15 protein-coding genes are annotated in these 20,752 nt (G+C 58.5%); all 15 read left to right on the forward strand.

The features are described from left to right. A partial coding sequence (locus LJE94_19045; GenBank protein ID MCG6912194.1) for a reactive intermediate/imine deaminase occupies window positions 1-183 on the forward strand: 183 nt, incomplete at its 5' end. Between the two features lie 58 nt (window positions 184-241). Further along, the gene (locus tag LJE94_19050) at window positions 242-1,549 is read left to right on the forward strand and encodes an FAD-binding oxidoreductase (GenBank protein MCG6912195.1); all 1,308 of its coding nucleotides are present in this window, start codon (window positions 242-244) and stop codon (window positions 1,547-1,549) included. A gap of 219 nt (window positions 1,550-1,768) precedes the next feature. Further along, window positions 1,769-3,190, forward strand: a complete 1,422-nt coding sequence (locus tag LJE94_19055; protein ID MCG6912196.1) for a trimethylamine methyltransferase family protein — start codon at window positions 1,769-1,771, stop codon at window positions 3,188-3,190. 285 nt (window positions 3,191-3,475) lie between these two features. Beyond that, on the forward strand, window positions 3,476-4,243 hold the full coding sequence (locus tag LJE94_19060) for a GntR family transcriptional regulator (GenBank protein ID MCG6912197.1): 768 nt from the start codon (window positions 3,476-3,478) through the stop codon (window positions 4,241-4,243). Between the two features lie 118 nt (window positions 4,244-4,361). After that, entirely contained in the window at window positions 4,362-5,816 is a 1,455-nt protein-coding gene (locus LJE94_19065) for a trimethylamine methyltransferase family protein (protein ID MCG6912198.1), read from the forward strand. A 55-nt stretch (window positions 5,817-5,871) separates the two neighbouring features. Continuing rightward, on the forward strand, window positions 5,872-6,657 hold the full coding sequence (locus LJE94_19070; protein MCG6912199.1) for an aspartate/glutamate racemase family protein: 786 nt from the start codon (window positions 5,872-5,874) through the stop codon (window positions 6,655-6,657). Between the two features lie 60 nt (window positions 6,658-6,717). Next, a complete protein-coding gene (locus LJE94_19075; protein ID MCG6912200.1) occupies window positions 6,718-8,028 on the forward strand; it encodes an FAD-binding oxidoreductase in 1,311 nt (436 codons plus the stop codon). A gap of 206 nt (window positions 8,029-8,234) precedes the next feature. Further along, complete coding sequence (locus LJE94_19080; GenBank protein ID MCG6912201.1) at window positions 8,235-9,890, forward strand: ABC transporter substrate-binding protein; 1,656 nt, start codon at window positions 8,235-8,237, stop codon at window positions 9,888-9,890. Window positions 9,891-10,186: 296 nt separating this feature from the next. Beyond that, window positions 10,187-11,485 carry an ABC transporter permease gene (locus LJE94_19085; protein ID MCG6912202.1) on the forward strand — a complete coding sequence of 433 codons (1,299 nt, stop codon included), beginning with the start codon at window positions 10,187-10,189 and terminating at the stop codon, window positions 11,483-11,485. Between the two features lie 105 nt (window positions 11,486-11,590). Next, a complete protein-coding gene (locus LJE94_19090; protein MCG6912203.1) occupies window positions 11,591-12,517 on the forward strand; it encodes an ABC transporter permease in 927 nt (308 codons plus the stop codon). A 102-nt stretch (window positions 12,518-12,619) separates the two neighbouring features. Beyond that, complete coding sequence (locus tag LJE94_19095; GenBank protein ID MCG6912204.1) at window positions 12,620-14,749, forward strand: dipeptide ABC transporter ATP-binding protein; 2,130 nt, start codon at window positions 12,620-12,622, stop codon at window positions 14,747-14,749. After that, window positions 14,739-15,398 (forward strand): CBS domain-containing protein, encoded by a 660-nt coding sequence (locus LJE94_19100; GenBank protein MCG6912205.1) that lies wholly within the window; start codon window positions 14,739-14,741, stop codon window positions 15,396-15,398. The genes LJE94_19095 and LJE94_19100 overlap by 11 nt, the downstream gene beginning before the upstream one ends. Window positions 15,399-15,641: 243 nt before the next feature. Further along, on the forward strand, window positions 15,642-17,084 hold the full coding sequence (locus LJE94_19105; protein MCG6912206.1) for a trimethylamine methyltransferase family protein: 1,443 nt from the start codon (window positions 15,642-15,644) through the stop codon (window positions 17,082-17,084). Window positions 17,085-17,412: 328 nt separating this feature from the next. Next, a complete protein-coding gene (locus LJE94_19110; GenBank protein ID MCG6912207.1) occupies window positions 17,413-18,762 on the forward strand; it encodes an MmgE/PrpD family protein in 1,350 nt (449 codons plus the stop codon). A gap of 198 nt (window positions 18,763-18,960) precedes the next feature. Further along, on the forward strand, window positions 18,961-20,752 hold a 1,792-nt coding region (locus tag LJE94_19115; GenBank protein ID MCG6912208.1), incomplete at its 3' end, for an aldehyde ferredoxin oxidoreductase family protein.

Raw genomic sequence — 20,752 nt, forward strand, 5'->3', positions numbered from 1 at the left:
GGCAGCAGCCTGGATAAGGTGGTCAAAACAACCCTGTTCATCAAGAACATGGACGATTTCCCTCTGATCAACGAAGTTTACGGCGAATTTTTCAAAGAGAACCACCCGGCGCGCGCCTGCGTCGAGGTGGCCCGGCTGCCCCGGGACGCCAACGTCGAAGTCGAGGCCGTGAGTCTGCTCTGATCGCTCGATCCGGAGCTGAAAACAACAATTAATAATTGTTAATGATAAGGGGTGACCAATGGGAAAACAATACGATGCCGTCATAGTCGGCGCCGGCATCATCGGCTGCAGTATTGCCTTCGAACTCGCCAGGCGGGGCTGGAAAACAGTCGCTGTGGACAAACAGCCTGAAGCCGGCAACGGTTCCACGGCCAACACCTGTGCGGTGATCCGGGTGCACTACTCAACCCTCGAGGGCACCGCCGTGGCCTATGAGAGCTATCACTACTGGAACAGCTGGGCCGATTACCTCGGAATCGATGACCCCAAGGGGACGGCGCGGTTCAATAAAACGGGCGTGCTCGTTTTTGAGTCTCAGGCCAACGACCGTCTTAAAAACATCCGCCGGATGCTGGATGCCCTCGGAATCGGTTATGAAAACTGGAACTTCGAAAGGATAAAGGAAACCTTTCCCATGCTGGACGATGCCAGTTATTTCCCCCCGCGCAGGCCGGAAGATCCAAAATTCGGCAGCAAAAACGACACGCCGATTGCGGGGGCCATTTACTATTCCGAGGGCGGCTACGTCACCGACCCGGTGTTGTCGGTACACAACGTCCAGGTGGCCGCGGAAGCCCACGGGGCGGAATTTATTTTCAGCCGCCGGGTGGAGGCGATCCTCAAGCAGGACGGACGCACAAAGGGTGTCCGGTTGGATGATGGCCGGGAACTGTTTGCACCGGTGGTGGTCAACGCCGCCGGGCCGCACTCGTTTGTGGTCAATGCCATGGCCGGCGTGATCGAAGGGATGAAGATCAAAACCCGCGCCCTGCGCCACGAAGTGGTTCATTTGCCGGCCCCTGAAGGCGTTGATTACGAATCCATCGGCTGTCCGAGCTCGGACAGCGACGTCGGGGCCTACTGGCGGCCGGAGGTGGGCAATCACATCCTCTCCGGGAGTGAAGATCCGGAGTGTGACCCCAAGGAGTGGGTCAACGACCCGGACAACTTCAACCGCAATCTCACCGAACAGGCAAAGGCCCAGGCCTACCGTCTGTCCCTGAGGATTCCCGACCTGAGGATCCCCAATCAGATACAAGGGGTGGTCGACCTGTACGATGTCACCGACGACTGGATGCCCATCTACGACAAATCCGACCTGCCCGGCTTCTATATGGCGGTGGGCACCTCGGGCAACCAGTACAAGAACGCACCGGTGGTGGGCAAGATGATGGCGGACCTGATCACCCAATGCCAAAGCGGGAGAGACCACGACGCAGAGCCCGTCGTCTTTCACCTGGAAAAAATAGATCGCGACGTGGACATGCGTTTCTATTCGCGGCTCAGGGAAATCAATAAGGAGAGCAGTTTTTCGGTACTGGGGTAAAGACTCCTTCTTGTCACGACTACACAAAGAATGATATGGCGTTGCGGCATTGGAAACCAAACGTTTTAGGTTTTAGGTGTTTAGAATTTTGATGTTGGGGACTAGGAATTAAGGTCTTCATCAATATCAAAATCACACCCTTCCAAAGAGAGAACAGTGCCGGGCCTTCTGGACCCGGGTACCTGCTTGGTGCATAACAGCAGCAAAAAGGGTTCGCCAATGATGGAAAAAGACCGCCAGTACACACAGGAAGACCTGAGCACCATTCACCACGGGAGCCTCAGAATTCTTGCCGGGGCAGGCGTGGTGTTTGAGTCGGAAAAGGCCGTGGCCATTTTTCGCCGGCACGGCTTCAGAACGGACGGCCGCAAGGTGTATTTTACCGAAGCTGCGGTGACGCGTGCGTTGGAAACCGCGCCCGAACGCTTCAGGCTGCATGCCCGCAACCCCGCAAAATCGATTGACATCGGTACGGACACGGTGGTGTTGGCGCCCACCGGCGGTGCGCCCAACATCAGTGATGTCGGCGGCCGTCAGCGGAGGGCCACTATGGCCGACTTCGAAACATGCTGCCGGCTGGTCCATTCGTCCGAGGTGCTGAGCCTGGGCGGTGGCATCATGGTACAGGCCAATGACGTCCCTGCAGCAACGGCGCACCTGGATATGGTGTCCACGTACATCAGGCTCTGCGACAAGCCGATCATCGGTGCGAGCGTTTCGGGGCCGGCAGCCAGGGACTCCCTTGAAATGGCGGGCATGCTTTGCGGCGGCATGGAGGTCCTGCAGGAAAAGCCCGGCGTGATTGCGGTGACCAACGTAAAATCGCCCTTGAGTTTTTCCGGGGAACAGGCCGAGGTGATCATGGAAATGGCCGCCTGCCGCCAGCCGGTCATCGTCGCGACCATGGTCATGGCTGGCTCCAGCGGACCGGTTTCAATGGCCGGCGTCGCCGCCCTGCAGAACGCTGAAATTCTGGCCGGCATTGTCCTGGCCCAGTTGACGGCCCCCGGCGCTCCGGTCGTCTACGGAGCAACGTCCGCGCCACTGGACATGAAAACGGCCGTCGCCGCGGTGGGCGCCCCGGAAACGGTTCAGCTGGCAATGCTGACGGCACGCATGGCGCACTTTTATCGCCTTCCCTGCCGAACCGGCGGCAGCCTGACGGATGCGCAGGTGCCTGACGCCCAGGCCCTGGCCGAAGGGGCGCTGATTTTGGCAAGCGCTGTTGGAAGCGGCGCCAACTTCATATTGCACAGCTGCGGTCAGATAGGCTCTTTCCTTTCCCTGAGTTTTGAAAAGTGGCTGATCGATGAAGAAGTGAGCGCGCATGTGCTGAAGTCCCTGACCCCGGTAAAAATTTCAGAGGCCGCCATCGATGCTGACTTTATCGTATCCGTGGGGCAGGGCGAGTATCTGACCCATCCTAAAACGCTGGCGACGTTCAGGTCGCTTTCGCAGCCCTCGCTTTTCAGCCGCAGCGATTATCAGCAGTGGACCGAAAGCGGGGCCAGACGCATCGAGGCGGTGGCCGCCGAACATCTCCGGCAGCGACTGGAATTCTACGAACAGCCGTCGCTCGATCCGGGCATGGCAAAGGCCATTGATGCCTTCGTGGCCCGGCGGAAGGGGAACAGGCGTTAACTCAGCCCTAAGTCCTGAGCACTGAGTCCTGAAGTCTTCCGACCTCTGACCGCCTGAATCTCTGTAGTCCTCTGTCTTCCGTCTTCCGTGATTCTGAGGTTCTGGAGCTCCGGTTCCGGTCTCCGCTTTACATAAAATCGTGGAAAACGATATTATGTGAAATAACACTTGACATTCAACGGCCCTTTCTATAGTTCTATTGATTAAATCATTAAATCAAATCCATTTCAGAACCTTCCCAGCGATTGCAACCGAAAATGGTACGCCGGTATGAGGGTTCCATCCATGCTGAAAAAAGCCAAAAGCCAGAGCCTGGTTGAGAATGTCGTCCAGCAGATCGAGGATGCCATTCTCGCGGGTGATTACTGCGTTGGCGACAAACTGCCTGCCACGCGTCAGCTGCAGAAGATTCTCGGGGCCAGCCTGGGGACCATCCGCGAGGGCCTTGCCCGGCTTGAACAGAAGGGCCTTGTGGAGGTGCGCAAGGGGACCAAGGGCGGCTTTTTTATCAACGACGTGGCCACCAAGCCCATGACGGAAAGCCTCGACCTGCTCATGCGACACCTGAAGGTAACGCCGCGGGAGCTCTTCGAGTTTCGAGCAACCGTCGAAGCCGGCCTGATCCGGCTGGTGGTGCAACGGGCCAGCGACCAACAGATAGAGCACCTGCTGACGTACAGGCAAAAGCTCGAAGCCTGCCTCGAGCGCGGGGAGCAAGCCTGGTACGCGCTTCTTGCCACGGAAAGAGCCCTGCGCAAGGCATTCCTGCCCATCGTGGACAACCGCATTTACGGTGCTGTTTTGCTGCCCATTCACAACAACATCTTCCAGTTCGCCGACCTGCACCTGAAAGGGGACGACGTCATGACGCTGGCAGCCTACCGCTACTGGGACAAGATCCTCAAGGCCGTGGCGGCAAGGCATGAAGAGCGGGCAGCCACGCTCACCAAAGAGATGATTTTTCATTTCATGGAACTGATCCTGGCACAATCTCAGCGCCACAGAACATCAGAACCACAGCGTGCCGGAATGTCAGCAGGCAATAAGGAGTAGGGGGACCAGAGAGGACGTCGAATAAAGGACGGAAGACTGAAAGACTCGATCTGCGAGCTAAAACCCAGCAATCCAATACACCATTAATCCAGTATCCCAACGTAGAAGGAGGTTGAAGATGATTAATACAAACATAGCGGTTCAGAACGGGATTTCCTTCCGGGTGCTCACCGATGACCAGGTCCGGGAACTGGTCAGTGCCGCCATGGAGATCCTGGGGAAGGTCGGTTTCAAGGTCCTGCACGCAGGCGCCCGCCAGTTACTGCAATCCGCCGGCGCCAGGGTGGATGGGGAGATGGTCAAGGTTCCGGAGTCGATCGTAAGGCAGTGCCTGGACTCGGCGCCCAAAGGGTGGACGATCTACAACCGCAACGGCGAACGTGCCCTGGAGGTTGAAGGCCGCAAGAGTTACTACGGCACGTCAACGGCCAGCCCCAACACCAAGGACGCCCTGACAGGGGAATATCACGAAACCAGGGTCGCGGACCTGGCTCTGGCCGCCAAGGTGGCCGATGCCCTGGAGAACATCGACTGGATCATGCCCATGGGGTCCGTACAGGACGTGCCCAGCCGGGCTGCGGACCTGCACGAATTCGTGGCGGCGGTGAGCAACACCACCAAACCCATCGTGTTTTTGTCCTATTCCACAAGGGGTATGGAAATCATTTTCGACATGGCGGCCGAAATTGCGGGCGGCCGGGCTCGGCTGCGGGAACGGCCGTTCCTGGTGAGTTATCCCGAGCCGATCACCCCCCTGGTGATGCCCGAACCGGTCGCCGGCCGTATCTTTCTGGCGGCGGACCGCTTCCTGCCCCAGATGATGGGACCGGCGGTGCAACTGGGGGCCACCGGTCCCGTAACCATACCGGCGGCGGTTGCCCAGGGCACGGCCGAATCGATGATGTGCGTGGTCCTGGCCCAGTTGAAGAAGCCAGGATGCCCGGTGGGCCTGGGCTGCAACTTTGCGGCCTTCGACATGGCCAACGGTTTGATGAGTGCCGGCGGCCCTGAGATGAGCCTGGCGCTGGCGGCCCAGGCTGAGGTGGCCCAGTCCCTCGGCCTTCCTACCTGGGGACTTGCGGGGGCCACCGATGCAAAGGTCCAGGACGCTCAAGCGGGCGCGGAGGCCATGTACCATATCCTGGCTCAGGGACTGGCAGGTTTGAATCTCATCCACGACGTGGGTTACATGGACGGATCCATGGCCTGTGCCGTGGAACAACTGGTCCTGGGTGACGAGATCATCGGCATGGCCAGGCGCTTTTTGCGCGGCCTGTCTTTCAGCCCCGATCAGATTGCGCGGGACCTGTTGTACCAGGTGGGGCCTGGGGGCGAGTTCCTGTCGCAGCCGCACACCATGCGTCATTTCAAGCAGGAGTTGTGGCGGCCGGGCATATTCACCAGGCAGCCCATGGAGGCCTGGAAAAAAGAAGGCGCCAAGGACACCCTCGACAGGGTGCGTGAAAAGATACGGTACATCATGGAAACCCACACGCCCGAGCCTCTGCCCGAAGCGGTGGCTGCCAAGCTGGAGCAGATGAAATTAAAGGGTACGAAGGAATTGACACGTTAATTGGAATTCACCCCGCGCTGCAAGCAGCGGGGAGTTCAAATTTAAAGGGGGTAACATGAACGATCAACGCGATATGGGTATCAAGCACATCAAGGCGCGCAAAAACCACCGTTGCTACGGCATGGGACTGGGAATCATCATCCTGGACGAGGTTTACCCGGGGTTTCCGGGCGACGTGCGCAACGCCAGCGCCTATCCCTTTCCCATCCAGTACGAAATCGTGAGAGATGTGGACATCCCCAGGCTGGTGTTCGAAAAGGACAAGTCGTCCTGCCTGGAACCCATCCGCCGGGCCGCAAAAAACCTTGAAAACATGGGGTGCCGCGCCATTGCCGCCGAGTGCGGCTACTTTGCCTATTTTCAAAAAGAGATCGCCGCCCATGTTGAGGTGCCGGTGTTCATGTCCAGCCTGCTGCAGGTGCCCTGGGCCCAGCAGCTGGTGGGGCCTGACAAGGTCGTCGGTGTTCTTGCTGCTCTAAAGAAGTACATGACCGAGGCCCATCTGACCGCGGTGGGGGTGCAACCGGGCAGCAACTTCGTTCTGGGGGGCGCCATGGACGACGGCCGCTGCGAGGAGTTCGAGAATCTGTGGATCGGTGACAAACGGCCGGAGATCCCCCAGGCCCACTACGAAAAAGCAGAAGCCGAATTCGTCGAGGTCGCCGTTGAATTTTACCGCAGCCACCCCAACATGGGGGCGCTGGTCCTGGAGTGCACCGGTTTTCAGGTGTTTGCCCGGGCCGTCCAGCGCCAGATCGACATCCCGGTTTTCAGCTGGGGGACGTTGCTGGACTATGCTTTTGCCGTGACCGTGCACCGGGATTTCTACGGGCACGTATAACTTTTAAATTCAGCCGCCGTCTTGACGGCGGCGGAATTTAAATGGAAAGGAGTCCTTCGAATGACAACCAAGTACGACGCCATCATCATCGGGGCGGGCATTTCCGGGGCGGCCATTGCTTTGGAATTGTCCCAGAAGGGGTTCAAGACCCTCAACGTTGAAAAACTGGGCGATTCAGGCCTGGGGTCCACCGGCAACACCTGCGCCATTATCAGGACGCACTATTCGACCCTGGAGGGGACGGCCCTGGCTTACGACAGCTATTTTTACTGGAAGGATTGGGAAAGCTATGTGGGCAGGCACGACGAAAAAGGGCTCGCCAGGTTCAACGACATCGGCATCCTGGTGATCAAGCCCAAGGGATTCGACTTCAGCAAATACCTGGATCTCCACGACGCTCTGGGGATCCCCTATGAAAAATGGAGCCCGGAAAAGCTGCTGAAGCGGATGCCCCATTTTGTCGACGACTCCTTTTATCCTCCTCAACGCCCCGAAGACCCTGCCTTCGGCGATGCGCCCACGGAAAAAATCAACCCCACCGTGATCTATTTTCCCCGGGGCGGTTACGTAAACGACGCCACCCTGTCGGTGCACAACATCCAGCGTGCGGCCGAAGCCAGGGGCGCCGCGTTTCTTTTCAATGCAGAAGTCGTCGCCATTCGCAAGGCCGGTGGAAGGGTGGACGGCGTGACGCTTGCCGACGGGCGGGCGATCGACGCCCCGGTGGTCGTCAATGCGGCCGGTCCGCACTCGTTTGTGGTCAACCGCATGGCCGGTGTCGATGAGAAGATGAAGATCAAGACCCGTTCCCTGCGCCACGAGGTCCACTTCGTGCCTTCGCCGGAATCGTTCAGCTATGAAAAGGAAGGCATCATCGTTTCCGACGGCGACGCCGGCGGTTATCACCGGCCCGAGGCGGGCGATCTCATTCTGGTGGGCAGCGAGGATCCGGCCTGTGACACCCTCGAGTGGATCGACGACCCGAACGACTTCAACCGCGAGGTCACCCGGGAGCAGTGGAATGCCCAGGTTTACCGCATTGCCAAGCGGATTCCCGGTCTGGCCATCCCCGGCCAGCCCAGGGGCGTCGTGGACCTGTACGACGTCTCCGACGACTGGATTCCCATTTACGACAAAACCGACCTGCCGGGTTTTTACCTGGCCATCGGCACCAGCGGCAACCAGTACAAGAACGGGCCGGTGATCGGCCAGATCCTGGCGGAAATCATCACGGCCTGCGAAGCGGGGCATGATCACGACCGGGAGCCGGTCCAGGTGGGGCTGCGCAATATCGATTACACTCTCAACAGCGGTATTTTTTCGCGCAACCGTGAAATCATCGAGGGCAGTACCTTTTCCGTCCTGGGGTAATCGGTTGCCAGGGGAGCGGCGCCGGGCGACCATGCAATACCCGTGCTCGCCAGGCGATGCGAGCGTTGTGTTGACGTGAGGCGACTGCATGAGATTAGCTGAATGTGATTTATATTTTTTACAGGGTTTAGTTTTATTGGCAGGTGTGTTATGGATACGGAACGGATTCAGTGGACTTTACAACCAACACAAAGGAGGAGTGCCGTATGGAAATCATCAAGCGTAAAGATCAAAAAGATCCCCATCCCTATATCCCGGAGCTGAGGGATCAATTCCTGAAAGGCAAGATTACCCGCCGTGAATTCTTGTGGAACGCGACCATGCTGGGCCTGTCCGCAGCCGCAGCCTACGCCTTTGTATCGCCATTTTCAGCGAAAAAGGCCCAGGCGGCAACCATGCCCCAGCGTGGCGGCACCTGGACCTGCGCCATGGACCTGCAGCTCATCGACAATCCCGCCCGCCTTTCCTGGTCGGAGGGTGCCAACGTGGTTCGGCAGGTGGCAGAGTACCTGAGCGACACCGGCGCGGACGGCATTACGCGGCCTTGCCTGTGCGAAAAATGGACGGCCAGTGAAGACCTGAAAACCTGGGATCTCTATGTGCGCAAGGGCGTCAAGTTCAACAACGGCCAGGTGATGACCGCCGACGACGTCATCTTCACCATGAACCAGTGGCTCAACAAGGACGTGGGCTCCTCCATGCTGGGGTTGCTGTCCTACTGGGGCGGCCCGCAGAACATTGAGAAAGTCGACGACTACCACATCCGCCTGCACCTGGTGTCCGGCAACATCGGCGTGCCCGAGCACCTGTGGCACTACCCCGGCGTGATCCTGCCCAAGACCTTCGAGGGCGACTTCATCAAACAGCCCGTCGGCACCGGCGCCTTCACCCTGGAAGAGTATGCCGAGGGCGAACGCTGCGTGATGAAAGCCCGCAACGACTACTGGAAAAAAGGCGAAGACGGCAAGCCGCTGCCCTACCTGGACAAAATTGTTTACGTCGCCATCAAGAAAGACGCGGCCATGGCTGCCATGCAGGCCGGGCAGGTGGACTCCATCTTCCACCCGCGCACCTCCGACTACCTGGCCCTGAAGGGCAACCCCAACGTCAACATTACGAGCGTACCCAGTTCATACGCCTACGTCACCAAAATGCGTGTGGACCTGCCGCCCTGGGACGACAACCGCGTGCGCACGGCCCTGAAGATGTGCCAGGACCGCGCCAAATGCCTGCAGCTGGCTGCCTATGGCCTGGGAGAACTGGCCATCGACGCCCACATGTCCCCGGCACACCCGGCCTATTGCGTCAAGCCCATTCCCAAGTACGACCCCCAGGGCGCCCGCAAGCTGCTGGAAGAATATGCCAAGGAAAAGGGCCTCCAGCTGCCCCTGAAGGTCACCCTGGCCACCAAGAACGACGAGGCCGAGCCGGAAGTGGCCCAGACGCTCAAACAAACGGCTGCCGCGGGCGGCTTCGACATTCAGCTGGACATCACCGAGGCCGGTGGTTACTGGGACCGCTGGACCGAGGTGCCCCTGGGGATTACCGCATGGACCCACCGGGCCATTGCCGTGATGGTGCTGCCCCTGGCCTACACCAAGGAAGCCATCGGCGCCTGGAACGAGACACGTTGGTACGACGACAAGTTCACGGCCCTGTTGGACAAGGCCCAGCAGACCCTGGACGTGGAGAAGCGCCGGGCCATCATGTGCGACATGGAAGACATCATGCAGGAAAGGGGACCCATCGCCATCAGCTACTGGGTCAAGATTTTCGACATCAGCAGCAAGAAGATGCACGGCGTGAAGGTCCATCCCACCAGCTTTCATTCATTTACCTATGAGATGTGGAAGGAATCCTGATTCTTCCAAATACAGCGGCCTGCCGGTTCCGGCAGGCCGCTGTATTGCCCGAGTCTATCATGCAATTCGATGCGCTTTACCCAAACGCAAGACGTTGGCTTCTATTTCCGGCGATACCGGTAGATTCAATGGTGTTTTTCCTGCCTTGTCACCGTCCTTTTTGCGTAAATCGTTTTACTGCGCTTAGACATTAGAAACATTCAACGCACAACCGTCACGAAAGTTGTGACCGCAATGTTTATTTCAGAGATAATTAGGAACAGGTTAGGCCTGTTTCTAATGTTAGGAGTGAAACCATGGTCCGTTTTCTGGTACGGAGCGTCGTTTCGACCATCGTGACGATTCTGCTGGTCTCCATCGGCCTTTTCATCCTGATCGAGGTGGGCAGCGGTGACATCAGCGTCAAGATCCTGGGGGTGTTCGCCACACCGGAACAGCGTGCTTCCTACCGGGCCCAGTTGGGCCTCGACGCCCCTGTATGGCAGCGCTACCTGGACTGGCTCATCGGGAACGACTGGCGGGCCAAAAAGCACATGACCTATCCCATGATAACCCTGAAAAACCCCAAGACCAAGGAGACGGAGTGGTGGGCCAAAGTCGACGGCCAAGCCACGCGCTGGAAAATGGAAGACGGTGAACTGAAGCGGCTCATCCGCCAGGAAGACGGCTTCTCTGAAACGGTCGCCGGCGAATCCGACTGGATTGCCGGGGAAAACGGTGAGACCTATTTCTGGGGGCTGGACAATCGCAACAATGCCGTCAAATGGGTCAAGGGCTCCGGCGAGGAGGTCTGGGTGCTGACCAAGGCGGGACTGCGCAAGCAGGGCGACGGCCCGCGCGAATACATTCCTCTCCGCAAAGGCCTTGTCAGAGGGGATGCCGGCATGTCCTGGCAGTTCAACCGGCCGGTTTCGGTGATTCTCAAGCCGCGCATCCGCAACACCTTGGTCCTGGCCGGGGTGGCTTTCGTGGTGGTCATGCCCCTGGCCCTTTTTTTCGGCATCCTGGCCGGCATCAACGAGGGCAAGCCCCTGGACCGCTTTATCTCCATAACCAGCCTGGGGGCCACGGCCACACCCGAATTCGTGACCGGCATCTTTCTGATCATCATTTTCGGACTGTGGCTGAAAGTGCTCCCGGCCGTGACCCTGTTCACCAGCCACGACGCCATCTTCAAGAATCCGTCCATGCTGATCCTGCCGGTGCTGACGCTCACCGCGGTGGAGCTGGGCTACATCGCCCGCATGACCAGGGCCAGCATGGTGGAGGTTATGGACTCGGCCTACATCCGCACGGCGATCGTCAAGGGCATGCCGTACTGGCGGGTGGTGTTCAAGCACGCCATCCGCAATGCCCTGATGGCGCCCATCACCATCATCATGCTGCACGTCAACTGGCTCGTCGGCGGCGTGGTGGTGGTAGAAGTGATCTTCGGCTATCCCGGGCTGGGAAAATTTATCTTCGATTCGGCCATCTTCGGCGATTTCAGTGCGGTGGAGGCGGCAGCCATGGTCACGGTTTTGATCGCCATCATTACCCGCCTGGTCGGCGACCTGGCCTACACCATGCTCAACCCCAGGGTGAGGTATGCATAAATTTTCATGCCATTATGCACACAATGCGGCCTGTAACGCATGCCGCAACCAAAACTGTTCAGCCGGGTCAGAATGACCGAATTCATGAAAATTTAAGGAGTAAGCATGAACGCGGAAGCGTCTGAGAGCAAAGGGCGGAAGGGAGAAAAGAGGGAAAAACCCAGCATGTGGAAGACCGTTTCCATTGTATTCGAGTCCCGGGTGGCCACCGTCGGGTTGTTCATGGTCGGTTTCTGGCTGGTCGTGGCCGCCGTTTCCCTTTTCTGGACCCCCTATGACCCCAATACCAGCGATTTTATCCAGAACCTGGGTCCCAACGCCACGAACTGGCTGGGCACGGATCACATGGGCCGTGACATCCTGTCACGCCTCATGGACGGCACCCAGGTGGTGTTGCTGAAGACCCGCCTGCCGGGCGGAGAACACTCGATTCCCGGAGGGGTGGCCATCTGGGGGGTACTGGGCTCGCTGATCGTGGGGACCACGTTGGGGCTCAACGCGGGGTACCGGCGCGGCTGGTACGACCAGATCATCATGCAGGTGCTCGACGCCCTGATCGCCTTTCCCCAGATCGTGCTCTACCTGGTGGTCATCGCCGCCCTGGGACAGGGCGACTTGGTGGTGATTCTGGCCATCACCATCACGGGGGCGCCCGGCGTGGCCAGGCTGGCCCGCAGCCTGGCCCTGGACATCCAGACGCGCGACTACATCCGTGCGGCGGAAACGCGGGCCGAAAGTGTGTGGTTCATCATGTTTCGGGAAATTCTTCCCAATGCACGCGGTCCCCTGCTGGTGGATTCCATGCTGCGGGTGGGCTACGCCATCTTCATGATCGGCACCCTGGGCTTCCTGGGGGTCGGCCTGCCGCCGCCGAACCCGGACTGGGGCAGCATGGTCAACGAGGCCCGCAAATACATCTTCGTCAACCAACTGGCGGTGATCTGGCCGGCGCTGGCCATCGCCACCCTGGTCATCGGCCTCAACCTCTTTGCAGACGGTCTGCGGGAGGAGCTGATGCGCTATCAAAAATAATTTTTCATCTTGGAATGTATCCGTATTCAGTAATCAGGGGGTACTGCACGTCGTAGATGAAAAAAGATAAAAAGTGAACGATGAAAAATTATGGGAAAAATTATGGCTGAGCCAACGACGAGCAAACGGAAGGAGATACCCGTTCTGGACATCGAAAACCTGGCGGTGGCTTACAAGGTCCGGGGGGGGGAGGTCGAAGCCCTTCAAAATGTCACCTTCGATATCATGAAGGGTGAAACGCATGGCATCGTGGGGGAATCCGGCTGCGGCAAGAGCACCTGCGCCTGGTCCGTCATCAATTTTCTGGGAGCCAACGGGTATGTCAAACGAGGCTCCATCCGGTTTCAGGGCAAGAACCTGGTGGGCAAAAAAGGGGAGGAACTGCGGCGCCTGCGCGGCGATCAGATCGCCATGGTGTACCAGGACCCCATGCAGTCCCTCAATCCCTCCATGCGCCTGGGCGATCAGATGAAGGAAGTGCTCACCGTTCACCAGGGACTATCGGATGGCGAAGCTGGCAAACGGTGCATCAAGATGCTGGAGCGGGTGTACATGCCGGACGCCGCCAATGTGATGCACCGTTACCCTCACCAGATATCGGGCGGGCAGCAGCAGCGCGTGGTCATTGCCATGGCTCTGTTGAACAACCCGGCTCTGCTGTTGATGGACGAGCCCACGACGGCGTTGGACGTGACCGTGGAGGCGGCCGTGCTGGACCTCATCGCCGACCTGCGTCAGGAGTACAACACGGCCATCATGTACATCACCCACGATCTCGGTGTGGTGGCCCGGGTGTCGACCCGGGTGGGCGTCATGTATGCCGGGGAAATGGTCGAGCGTGCCAAGGTTGAGGACCTGTTCAAATCCCCGCAGCACCCCTACACCCAGGGCCTGATGCGCTGCGTACCCAAACTGGGTACCGACAGGTCCAGCAGCGTTCTGTATCCTATACCGGGTCGTGTGCCGCCGCCGGACGGACGACCGGCGGGCTGCGTGTTCTGGCCCCGCTGTGACTATGTGCGCAAGCGCTGCCGCGATGAAAGGCCCCGGCTGCGGGACATCGGCGACAACGGTACCCAGGTGCGTTGCCACTTTTCCGAAGAGATCGATCTGGGCAGCTGGGAGCCGCCGGAAGATCTGGTTCCAAAGAGAGCCGGTCGTAAAAAAGAGGGTTTGCAGAAGCCGGAAACGATCCTGGAGGTAAAAGGGCTGCAGAAATACTATGGCGTGCGGGGCAATTCCTTCAAGGATGTTTTTGGGTTGGGCGAAAAACGCTATGTCAAGGCCGTGGAGCATGCCAGCTTCAAGGTCCCCAAGGGCAAAACACTGGGCATCGTGGGCGAATCGGGCTGCGGCAAAAGCACGCTTGTCAAGACCATCATCGGCCTGGAGGACGCCACGAATGGAGAGGTGCGGTTTCTAGGTTTCGACATCACCAACCACATTCTGAAGCGCGACAGCAAGTTGATCCGGGAGCTGCAGATGGTGTTTCAGAACCCTGATTCCACCATGAACCCGTCCTACACCGTGGGGCAGCAGATTGCCAGGCCCATGAAGCGCTTCAACGCCATACCGAGGGAGAAGATCACCGACGAGGTCCTGCGCCTTCTGCGGGCCATGCGGCTGGGAGCAAAATATTACGACCGTCTGCCGCGTCAGCTATCCGGCGGTGAAAAGCAGCGCGTGGGCATCGCCAGAGCCCTGGCGAGTCACCCCGACCTGGTACTGTGCGACGAGCCTGTCAGCGCGCTGGACGTGTCCGTGCAAGCCGCTATCATCAACCTGTTGATGGAGATCCAGGAGGAGTTCGGCACCACCCTGATTTTTATTTCCCACGATCTGAGCGTTACGCGCTTTTTTTCCGACTATGTGTGCGTCATGTACCTGGGTCAGGTCATGGAACTGGGACCGGCAGAAGAGATCTACGCACCGCCCTACCACCCCTACACCGAAGCGCTGCTCTCGGCCGTACCTATTCCCGATCCCACGGCCAAGCAAAAGAGCATTCGCCTGCCCGGGGTTGTTCCCAGCGCCATCGCTCCACCGGCCGGATGCCGGTTGAACACGCGCTGTCCACGGTGTGAGCTGCTGCCCGATCCGGAGATCTGCCTGACCGACCCGCCGTGGCGCGAGGTCCATCCGGATCACCACATCTATTGCCACATCCCCCTGGAAGAGCTGCGCAAAATCGAGCCCGTTGTGAGTATCAAGGAGGTAAACCATGCTGGTTAAGGATTTCATGTCCCGCCATCCGTTTATGTTGGACGTAGATTCATCCATCGTGGATGCGCAGCGTTACATGAGGGAGGTCCACGTGCGGCACCTGCCGGTGGTCGGTGACGGCAAACGCCTGTTGGGCCTGATCACCCGCGAAACGCTGATGATCGAGCCCGGCACGCTGGACAGCCTGAATGTGTGGGAGATCACCCGCTATCTGTCGAGCTTGAAAGTCAGGAAAATCATGATCAAGGCCCGGGAGGTCATCAGCATCGAAGAAAACGCGGCCATCGAGGACGCCGCCCTGCTCATGGTCGAAAACAAGATCGGCTGCCTGCCGGTACTGAAACGCAAGGTCGTGGTGGGCCTGATCACCGAGGAGGATTTGCTGCTGCAGTTGTGCCGCCTGCTGGATACCCGCCGGCCGGGCATGCGCATCGCCGTGAGCATTCCGGACAAGAAAGGCGAGACGCGGAAGCTGGTGGCCTGCATCGAAAAAAACGGCTGGGGCATTCAAACCATCGGCGGCATGCCCGACCCGAAGGACGATACCCGCTACACCCACGTGGTCAAGATCACCGCAAACGTACCCATGGCGGAGGTCGAAAAGATCATCAACCAGATCGAAGGGCATGTGGTCACGGATATCCGGGAAACCGTGTAATAAATTTTCAGGCCCTCTTAAGGGCGCTGTGACAAAGAATACCGTTGTCCAGGCTAAAAGATCAGGCATTGGCGCAAAACAATCCTGAAAATTTATTACATAAATCTTGTTTTGAAACCTAGAATATCTTAATTTTCCCATCTGCGACTGGGTTGTCGCTGATGGGTTTTTTTATGAGAAGATAAAGGATCGGCTGATGGCAATGAAATGATCGGAGCCGATCCGTTTTGTGGAGAAATGAAAATGCCTCAACATGACCGTAGCTTGAAACACCCGAGAGCCTTTCGTCCCGGAGGATATCGTAATCTGAACCGGGAACAGATCGTCGTCCTTCACAATGCCAGCCTGGAAATCATGGAGCGCACGGGCATGCGCTTTTTCGACCAGGAGGCGCTGGACCTGTTCAGGAAAGCGGGCGCCCGCATAACGGACGGCAATATCGTCCATGTCCCTGCCGACCTGGTCGAGTGGGCCCGTAGTACCGTGCCTGAAAACGTGAACATCTACGACCGCAACCGTGAATTGGCCATGGCATTGGGGGGCGATCGCACCTATTTCGGGGTGGGCTCGGACTGCATGTCCATCTACGACCTGGAAACGGGAGAGCACCGCAGGGCTAAGCGCAGTGACGTGGTCGACGGGGTGCGCCTGGTGGATGCCCTGGCCAACATGGATTTCGTCATGTCCATGTTTCTGCCGTCGGATGTGTCCCAGGCAGACTACGAGCGCCATCAAATGGCGATCATGCTGCAGGAGAGCACCAAACCGATCATTTTCGTGGGCATTGAACAAGCCAGCACGGTGATGGCCCTGGACATGGCCGCAGCTGTGGCCGGAGGCCTGGAACCCCTGCAACGCTATCCGTTTGTCATCAACTATGTGAACACGGTGTCCGATTTCCACCACAACGGTGAAAGCCTGCAACGGCTCCTTTACGCGGCCGAACGCAACATTCCCAGTATCTACGCGCCCGGGTCCACGCGGGGAACGCTGGCGCCCATCACCTCGGCCGGTGCCATGGCCCTGCACAACGCGGCCCAGCTGGCCGGCCTGGTGCTGTCCCAGCTGAAGCGCGAGGGGTCGCCCCTGATCCTGTGCGGGCGCAGCGGCGGTTTTATGGACATGCGCACCATGCTGTCCCTTTACACGGCACCGGATGCCGGCCCCTACGGATGGGACCTGGCCCGCCATTACCGCATACCCACCTTCAGCGCGGCATGTACCGACGCCAAGGTGTTCGACGCCCAGGCTGCTGCCGAAACGGCTCTGACCCTGTTCGACAAGGCGCTCAACGGGGCGAACATCGTGCACGACCTGGGTTACCTGGACTGCGCCATGACCGGGTGTCTGGAACTGGTGCTTTTCAGCGACGAAATCGTCGAGTGGATCAAACGGTTCTGGCAGCCGGTGGAGATCAATGCGGAAACGCTGGCCCTTGACGTGATTCATGCCGTGGGCCCGGACGGCCATTTCCTGGAAACCAGCCACACCCTCGACCACTTCCGGGAACTGTGGGCGCCTCGTCTGCTGGACCGCTTCGATTTCGAGACTTGGTCTGCAAGGGGGGCGATGACCGTCCAGGAAAAGGCCAACCAAAAGGTCAAGGAGATCATCGCCTCCCACCGGGCCGCGCGGTTGCCTTCCGAAGTCGTGGCCAGACTGGAGGATATCGTGGCGCGCCGCTGAACGCTTTTGGGATCGTTATAGGCAAGGATATTGTCTATGCAGTAAAGGCGGTTAGAATATTTTAAGCACTATGCACCAAATTTTAAACCCTAAACACCAAATCCTAAACAATATCGAATGATCTAAATCCAAATAACCCAAACATGGATTGAAGCCATTAGCTGTCAGGCTTCCGTTTCTGTCATTTGAACATTTGAAGTTAGAATTTGTTTAGAATTTTGATATTGGAATTTAGGATTTTCATGTTTTCGTGATGAAAAAAATATTACGATACGGCTTGGTTGGATTTTTTTCGAGGGTAACACAATTCGTTTAAAGGGAGATAGCCATGGACGGCAACCAACTGACGGCGAAGTTTATCGCCGAAATCCGCTGGGAAGCCTTGTCGGAGGAAGTGAAGGAAAAGGCGCGCATGTGCCTGGTCGACAACCTGGGTGCGACCCTGGCCGGAACCCTGACCCGCGTCAGCCGGATTTGCGCCGACTATGCCGCGGCGACATGGCCGTTAGACCACGCCACGATCCTTTTGCAGGGGAAAAAGAGTTCGGCGGTGGGTGCGGCCTTTGCGAATGCAGCCGCGGCCAACGGTATCGATTCAGACGACGGGCTCCAGTATGCCTACGGCCACGGCGGTGCCCAGATATTTCCCACAGCCCTTTCGGTGGCGGAGTCCCTCAATCTTGGCGGTGATCGACTGCTGGCTGCCATGGTAGCGGGGTACGAGGTGGCCCACCGTTTCGGCAGGTGCTGGCACGACGACCACGCTGTGTACCAGGCCTGCGGCTCCTGGGGATCGGTGGCCAGCGTCGCCACAGCGGCCAACCTGATGGGGCTCACCGCGGAGCAGGCCTGGCACGCCCTGGGTATTTCCGATTACCAGGCGCCCAATCTTCCCATGATGCGCGACATCGACCATCCTGCCATGGTCAAACACGGCATCTACTGGGGTGCCATGAACGGTGTCATGTCGGCCGAGATGGCCTCCCGTGGTTTTACCGGCATTCCTTCCCTTTTGGGCATGCAGAAATACAGCGACTGGGCAAAGGACATCGGCCGTCACTTTATCATGGTAGACGGTGTTATGTGGAAAAAGAAAGGCTATGCATGCTGCGGCTGGGCCCATGCAGGCGTTGAAGGCGCCCATGAACTGGTGCGGGAGAACGGCATCGCTTTAGAAGACATCGACGTCATCAGGGTGGAGGCCTTTCACGAAACCGTGCGCCTGGGAATCCGACTGCCAACGACCACAGAGGAGGCACAGTTCAATCTGGCCTGGCCCATTGCCGCCATGCTGGTGGACGGCGAAATCGGTCCCCGCCAGATGCTGGAATCGCGTTTGACCGATCCCGCGATTCAAGCCCTGGCCATGCGGATCGAGGTCGTCGAATCCGAAGAACTCAACAGGCTCTGCCGGCTCTATGAAAAAGGCGACCCGGAAGGGTGTTTCGGCAGCATCGTGACCATTCGCCTGAAGGACGGCCGTGAATTCAACTCGGGACTGAAGGACGGCGGCATGGCGATCAAGGGCGGAGGGTGGACCCGTGCAAAGATGGCGGACAAGTTTCACTGGCTGGCGGCCAATGTCATGGACCGCAGGAGGGCCGAGGAGGTTCTCGAGATGGCCTGGCGCTTGGATGAATTAGAAAGTATCAAAGCGTTGACAGAAAAACTGAAATAATAGACCGCAGATGTTGGCTATGACGGCAAAAACGATCATAAAATGCTAAGCACCAAACCCTAAATCTTTACCCTGTTAAATCCCCTCGAAGAGGGGGCTGCTTCGCAGCATTTAACAGGGCGGGCAATATCGAATGATCAAAATACCAATAACCCAAAAAAATTGAAGCCATTAGCTGCCAGACCGCAGAATATTTTAATGAAAAATTTCGGCAAAAAAATTGAAATCGACCTTTCTTCTGGGCGCATCGAACATGAAGCGTTGTCGGAAGCCGATGTCCGGCGAAGCCTGGGCGGCTTCGGCTTCAACATAGAGCATTTATATCGCCGCGTCGAAACGGAAATGGACCCGCTCGATCCCGCCAACCTGCTGGTGATCAGCCGTGGCCTCTTGACCGGTACGGTGGCGCCGTCTTCCTCGCGCGTCCACGTCAATGGGCTTTCGCCCCAGTCCGGTTTGATCGGCAGTTCCAACGTGGGGGGATTCTTAGGTTTCAGGATGTACTCTTTGGGCCTTAACAGCCTCGTGATCACGGGGCGGGCCGGCCGTCCGGTATATTTGTATGTGGGGCCGGGCGGCGTGGAAATAAGGGATGCTAAGCACCTCTGGGGCCTCGACACGCGCGCGACCGAAGAGCGCCTTTACCTTGAGCTTAGCAGCGGGGATCTCGGCAGGCAGGACACGGACCTGTTGACCATCGGGCCGGCCGGCGAAAACGGTGTTCTATTTGCCTGCATCATGGCCGGGTGGGACCATGCCGCCGGACGCACCGGCCTGGGGACCCTCATGGGGGCCAAAAACCTGAAAGCAGTCGTCCTGCAGGCCGGACCAGGAAAGGAAAAAATGACCGCTTCCCAGGCGGAGGTCGTGCGGGAATATGTCGGCCGCATGAAAAAGAGCGTGTCACGCTACCGGGATTTTTCCACTTATGGGTCTGCGGGCGACATCCTGGAGACCAACCAGATGGGTATGCTGGGGACCCGCAACTATCAGAACTATCAGCTCGAGAATGCGGAGCGCATCGACGGGCGGCAACTGGACCGCTACGTCAGGAAAAAGAGCAGATGCCATCGCTGCCCTATCAGCTGCAAGGCCGAAATCGAGCTTCCGGACGGACGGTATGCCGGCTTCAAGGGCGGACGCCCGGAATACGAGACCATCATCGACCTGGGGTCTTTGTGCGGTCTGACCGATGCGGAGGCGCTGCTGTATCTGAGCAATCTGTGCAACATGCTGGGGCTGGACACCATTTCCACCGGCAGCGTGATCGCCTTCGCCATGGAACTCTATCAGCGGGGGATTCTGACCCGAACCGATACCGGCGGCATGCCCCTTGCCTGGGGTGATGCCGATGCAATGGAAGCCTTGATACGTCAGATCGCCCACAGGGAAGGGTTGGGCGCCATTCTCGCCAAAGGGGTCAAGCAGGCAGCCGAAATCATCGGCCGCGGGGCGGAAAAATACGCTTACCATGTTAAGGGCGTAGAGCTTTACGGCGGGGACCCCCGGGGGGCCATGGGCGTAGCCCTGGCCTATGCCGTGTCCATGCGGGGCGGCGACTACACCAGCGTCTACCCCATTGCCGAGATGCGCTACAGCCCCGAGCAGGCCGAAAGCGAGTTCGGCACGCGCGAAGTGGTCGACCTTGCGGCCACCGGCGGCAAGGGCGCCATGGTGAAAAAGTGCATGACCGTCAGTGCGGTCATCGATTCCCTGGGCCTCTGCAAGGTACCGGCCCTTTCCATCATCGGCGACCTGAAACTGGACATCGAGTCCCGCATGATCAGGGCCATAACTGGCCTCCACATGTCGCCGTCGGAAATCCTCTACGCGGGTGAACGCATCCTGCACATGGAAAAGATCATCAACATCCGGCAGAAAAGCGGCCCCGAAGACGACACGCTGCCGGATCTGTTTCTGGACACCCCCGTCAGGGAGGGTCCGATGCAGGGCCGCAAAGTCGATCTCGCCCCCATGATCGCAGAGTTCT

The sequence above is a fragment of the Deltaproteobacteria bacterium genome, assembly GCA_022340465.1.
Taxonomy (GTDB): Bacteria; Desulfobacterota; Desulfobacteria; order Desulfobacterales; family B30-G6; genus JAJDNW01.